Source organism: Vibrio sp. TRT 2004 (genome assembly GCF_050113735.1).
Taxonomy (GTDB): Bacteria; Pseudomonadota; Gammaproteobacteria; order Enterobacterales; family Vibrionaceae; genus Vibrio.
In genome coordinates this window covers 1-4,602 of the sequence record NZ_JBNJOH010000086.1, presented here as the reverse complement: position 1 = coordinate 4,602, position 4,602 = coordinate 1, and the positions used below count along the sequence as shown (strand labels likewise).

General features: G+C 42.0%; 6 protein-coding genes. 5 read left to right on the top strand and 1 reads right to left on the bottom strand.

Annotation, left to right across the window (positions count from 1 at the left end; all coding sequences use genetic code 11):
- Nucleotides 1–114 precede the first annotated feature (114 nt).
- From ACQEXR_RS19715 to ACQEXR_RS19700, 4 genes are all read left to right on the top strand, one after another.
- The gene (locus ACQEXR_RS19715) at nucleotides 115–597 is read left to right on the top strand and encodes a hypothetical protein (RefSeq protein ID WP_427020986.1); all 483 of its coding nucleotides are present in this window, start codon (nucleotides 115–117) and stop codon (nucleotides 595–597) included.
- Between the two features lie 226 nt (nucleotides 598–823).
- Entirely contained in the window at nucleotides 824–1,111 is a 288-nt protein-coding gene (locus ACQEXR_RS19710) for a carboxymuconolactone decarboxylase family protein (protein ID WP_017034940.1), read from the top strand.
- A 192-nt stretch (nucleotides 1,112–1,303) separates the two neighbouring features.
- Nucleotides 1,304–1,684, top strand: coding sequence for a hypothetical protein (locus tag ACQEXR_RS19705; protein WP_427020985.1), 381 nt, complete (start codon nucleotides 1,304–1,306; stop codon nucleotides 1,682–1,684).
- Nucleotides 1,685–1,789: 105 nt separating this feature from the next.
- The gene (locus tag ACQEXR_RS19700) at nucleotides 1,790–2,386 is read left to right on the top strand and encodes a DJ-1/PfpI family protein (RefSeq protein ID WP_061058642.1); all 597 of its coding nucleotides are present in this window, start codon (nucleotides 1,790–1,792) and stop codon (nucleotides 2,384–2,386) included.
- A 355-nt stretch (nucleotides 2,387–2,741) separates the two neighbouring features.
- Here the strand turns inward: ACQEXR_RS19700 and ACQEXR_RS19695 are convergent, their stop codons facing one another.
- On the bottom strand, nucleotides 2,742–3,758 hold the full coding sequence (locus ACQEXR_RS19695; protein WP_427020984.1) for an IS110 family transposase: 1,017 nt from the start codon (nucleotides 3,756–3,758) through the stop codon (nucleotides 2,742–2,744).
- A gap of 194 nt (nucleotides 3,759–3,952) precedes the next feature.
- On the opposite strand from ACQEXR_RS19695, the gene ACQEXR_RS19690 reads away from it, so the two are divergent.
- Entirely contained in the window at nucleotides 3,953–4,387 is a 435-nt protein-coding gene (locus tag ACQEXR_RS19690) for an Sbal_3080 family lipoprotein (protein ID WP_427020983.1), read from the top strand.
- Nucleotides 4,388–4,602 lie beyond the last annotated feature (215 nt).

The following is a 4,602-nucleotide window of genomic DNA, read 5'->3' as shown; positions in this document are numbered from 1 at the left end:
CTCCAGTTTTTCAGCGTGTACTAAGTCAGTATGGCACGCGGAGTGTCAGGGAGAGGGAGTCCATATCATTCGTTATGAGCAACATGGAGCATCTGGTAGAAAAGGATTATCTCAATGGTTGGTAGTATGTTTCGTAAATTGTGTCTTTTAGCATTAGTTCTCGCTGCTTTGCAGCTCGAACGTCCTTTCATATCGCAAGACTCACTCAACCATTTTAGTGCTGTTTACGATGGTCATGAAGGTAATAAGGCTCGTTTTCGAGTTACAGCTGACAGTTTGACTTTAGGCAAAAACCTTATTGATACTCTGAGATTGAATACTCATGATAAAACAGTAGAAGCGTATTCAAGAAGCTCTGCTGGTTTGAAGTTAGGTGAACTATATATTGGAACGATGCAAGTCGTAACTGGGAAAAATGGTTACTTAAAAGTATATGAGCTATTCGACGACTCAGGGGCGTTAGTCAGGGACAAGATGGATAAAATAGTAGTCAGTGGCTCAATATTTAACATTATAACAGTGCTCTCGTATGTTCTTTGTTTACTTATCTTTGGTGTGTTCTATCGAGTGGAAAAATCACTAGACAAGACTAAGTAGCGATAGATTGTATTTAGTGACTCTGGTCTTAGTACCTGTGTTCAATAAGGAAATTCGTACAATTTTCAATATGAAAATGTTGCACATAACAATAAATTTAAGAGTGATTCACAACGCTTGGCGCTTTCACTTCAGTCTAGTTTTATGTTTATGGCACAATGTTTTAGGTAGGGTGGTTAGCGTTGTTCACACCTTAATTGGGCGTTAGAACTTACAAGGAGTATGTATGTTAGGGAAACATCAAAAAGGTTATGAGGAGTTTTATCACTCAACCCACGAAAATGAGCATCTTGATACTAAGACCGAGCTGTTAGTCGGTTTATCAGCGGCTATGGCTATGAATTGTTTACCGTGTACACGTTACTATTTGCTAGAGGCAAAAAAGGCAGGTATTACAAAAGGTGAAATATCTGATGTAACAGCAAAAGTTATGGCTGTTTCAGCGGGGCAGAAAAAGCTGCAAATGCAAGAGGTTTTAACAAAATATAAGATCGACCTCGACAGCTTTGAGTAACGTTCTACAAGCATTTAAGAGTGATTCGCAACGCTTGGCAGTTTCGCTTCGCTCAAGTATAGCCAAGCGCCGCTCACACCTTAATGCGGCGTTATGTGCATGCGTCTGTTTGAACAAGCTCGCAATGGTTCTAGGTTTAGGGTGGCACTTTTCGTATTTCATAGAACAATCATGAGTAAAGGAGGTTCTATCATGCGAAAAATTGAGTTTATGGGGTTTCCCCGAGCACTTTCTATGAGTCTTGCGTCATTGTTTGGCGGTGTATCAGTATTGCTAGTAATGCAGTTTGCCTTTTCGATAGAGCAAAACTCGTTTACCTATGGTGCAGTTCTAGTTGGTGCTATTTTTCAGTACGTAGGGACGGTGAAAAGAAGTGAAAGCAACCTGACAACGGATAACGACGATATTTATTTATTTGGCATTCCGGCTGCTTTAAGGTATCAAAGTTCAATTTTGGGGAAGCGATATATTCGTATCACGTCTTTGACCTCAAATGGGTATCATAGGGTCAAGGTCTATGAGTCTTGGGTATCAAAAAATGACTGGCAGTTGATGTTGGAAAAATGCACATAACAAAGCATTTAAGAGTGATTCGCAACGCTTGGCAGTTTCGCTTCGCTCAAGTATAGCCAAGCGCCGCTCACACCTTAATGCGGCGTTAGGCAAATAGGAGTAAATATGGACATTGCTGTACTAACTTTTGACGGATTTAATGAACTGGATTCATTTATAGCTGCGGGCATTCTGAACCGAATGAAAGACGCTGGTTGGAATGTGCAAATAACGAGTCCATCTCAATACGTTACTTCAATGAACGGAGTTACAATCCAATCTCAACAACCTCTTGAGTTTGCGAATCATGCCAACGTCGTCTTATTTGGTAGCGGCGTACTAACGCGCGATATTGCACAAGACCGAGATATACTTTCACGGCTAAAGCTTGACCCTAAAACCCAGTTAATTGGTGGGCAATGTTCAGGTACGTTGCTCATGTCAGTACTTGGTCTACTGCATCAAATGCCAGCTTGCACCGATTTAACAACGAAACCTTGGGTTGTCGAATCAGGAATCACTGTTTTAGAACAGCCCTTTTATGCTAAAGGTAATCTAGCGACAGCAGGTGGTTGTTTGTCATCAAAGTACTTGGCTGCGTGGGTAATTAGCAAGTTATCGGGTAGGGCTGACGCTGAATCGGCAATTCATTATGTCGCGCCAGTCGGTGAAAAAGAAAGCACTGTTCAGCACTGTATGTCAGTAGTAGGTGCATATCTATAAAAATTTCCCATACAAAGCATTCAAGAGTGATTCCCAACGCATGGCATTTTTTCATTCCATCGTTGGGTTTTGTGTTTACGGTGGTATGGTTTAGTTTCGTGGCTGCGTTGCTCACATATATGGTCTCCCCCAGTTTTGCAAGTCAGTAGCATGATTAAAAGCGCAGGTTAACTACCATATATACGGCCTGTTTTAGCAGCTATTGCCTTGGCCAAGATGAGGCAGTCGAACACGAAGTCCTAATCACCTTATCGACTTTAAAAGCCAGAGTGAGCAGAAGGTTTTCAACGTGTAGGATTTATCCTGTTATTCATCTTACTACGTACTTTGCAAAGGGTTGGTGGTGCATGATGTTTTATGCTGGTTGATAGTCTTCGTTTTTGGCGATAACAGCCAAAGCTATCCGCATGAGTTTATTGGCGAGTGCGACCGCAGCACGATTGGGGCCTCGTCGTTCTTGTAACTCAAGCATCCATTGACTGAGTTTGTCGGACTTGAACTTGGCTCGTCTTAAAGCAGCTCTAGCACCATGAACCTGTAAGGACCGAATGTAAGTATTACCCCGCTTGGTAATACCGAGAAGAATGGCATTCCCACCCGTCGTGTCTTGTTTTGGAACGAGTCCCATCGCAGCAGAAGCATCTCGCCCTGTTTTAAATTGTTGTCCAGAGCCGAGCCATACAGCAACGGCTTGGCTAGTCAGTGGTCCAAAGCCAGGAATGGACATCAGTCGTTTGGCATTATCAAACTGTTTGACCGTTTGGTTGAGTTTTTCTTCAAACCAACTGATTTGCTCATCGATATAGATATAGCGTTCGTATTGGCGTGATAGAAGCTCTCGTAATATGGGCGATAGCTGGTTTTCGGCGTCTTCTAGCACTTCGGGAATGGCTTGCCTAAAAGACGCTTTTCCTTTGGGAATAATGATGCCGTATTCAGCAACTAATCCTCGAAGTTGATTAATTAAACGCGTTCTTTCGGTGACACATAGTCTGCGCATTCGAATCAATGATTGAATATCTTGTTGTTCGATGGACTTGTGTGGAACGGGGTGGGCGCGTTGATAAAGTGCAAGCTCAGCAATCGCTTCTGCATCGTTGTAGTCATTCTTTTGTTTACGTCGCTGTTTTTTGACATGTTGAGGTGGGTATAAAAGTACCTCGTGACCAAACTTCTCGAATTCTCTTGCCCAATAATGCGCACCAGAACAGGCCTCCATGGCGATGATGCATGGACTTTGATTTGCGACGTAGTTAAGTAGCTTACTTCGTTGAAGTTTTTTACGGGCAAGGTTCTTTCCTTTATGATTAACTTCAAAAAGAAAGAAAATATTTTTTGCTAAGTCGATGCCGATGATTTTATGCTGAGTCATGGTCTTCTCCTTTTGCTTTGGACCTGAACACTCCAAGCATGGCTGATAGTCATGTGAAGTGGTAGGGGGAGACCATCTCATCACCTTAATTTGGCGTTATGTGCCATCTCGGAAACTTGACATATTTCAAAGACTAATGTGTTCTTGGTTGTATAATCATCAGCTAATTATAAATAATTCAATTGGTTGTCCATATGAAAGCGTCAAGTTTATTAGCGGTAAGCTCTCTCCTAATTGTCTCTGGTTGTACATCTATCACAGTCGAGCCAGTATCAAACGAATATAGCTTGGAACATGTCTGTATCCAAAATAACCCTAAAGTCATTGTTGACGAATTTATAGGTGTAGTAGAAGACCGTTTTCAATATCACGGTATTACAACAGAGCTTGTAGATTTTGTTCCTGAGTCTTGTGACTATAAGCTTACATATACAGCACTTAGGTCTTGGGACTTTGTTCCTTACTTGTCTCATGCAGAACTTCGTCTTTACAAAAATCATAAAAAGATCGCTTATGGAGAGTACCACTTAGATGGTAAGGGTGGTTTGGACATGTCTAAGTTTGATAGTGTGAAAGAAAAGATGACTCCAGTTATCGATCAAATGTTGGGTCAAGGTGAAACGAACTAAAACTGTCACATAACAAGCAATTCAAGTTGATTCGCAACGCTCGGCGCTCTCAATTCAGGTTGAGTTTAGTGTTTACGGCGCAGTGGTTAAGTTCAGTGTCTGCGCTGCTCACACGTTAATTGGGCTACATGGACTCCCTCTTTTGTCAACAATAGCTACCGCTGACAACAGTGGATCGGACAGCAGCTCTACATTCGGTGTTTTGCCGGATTCTA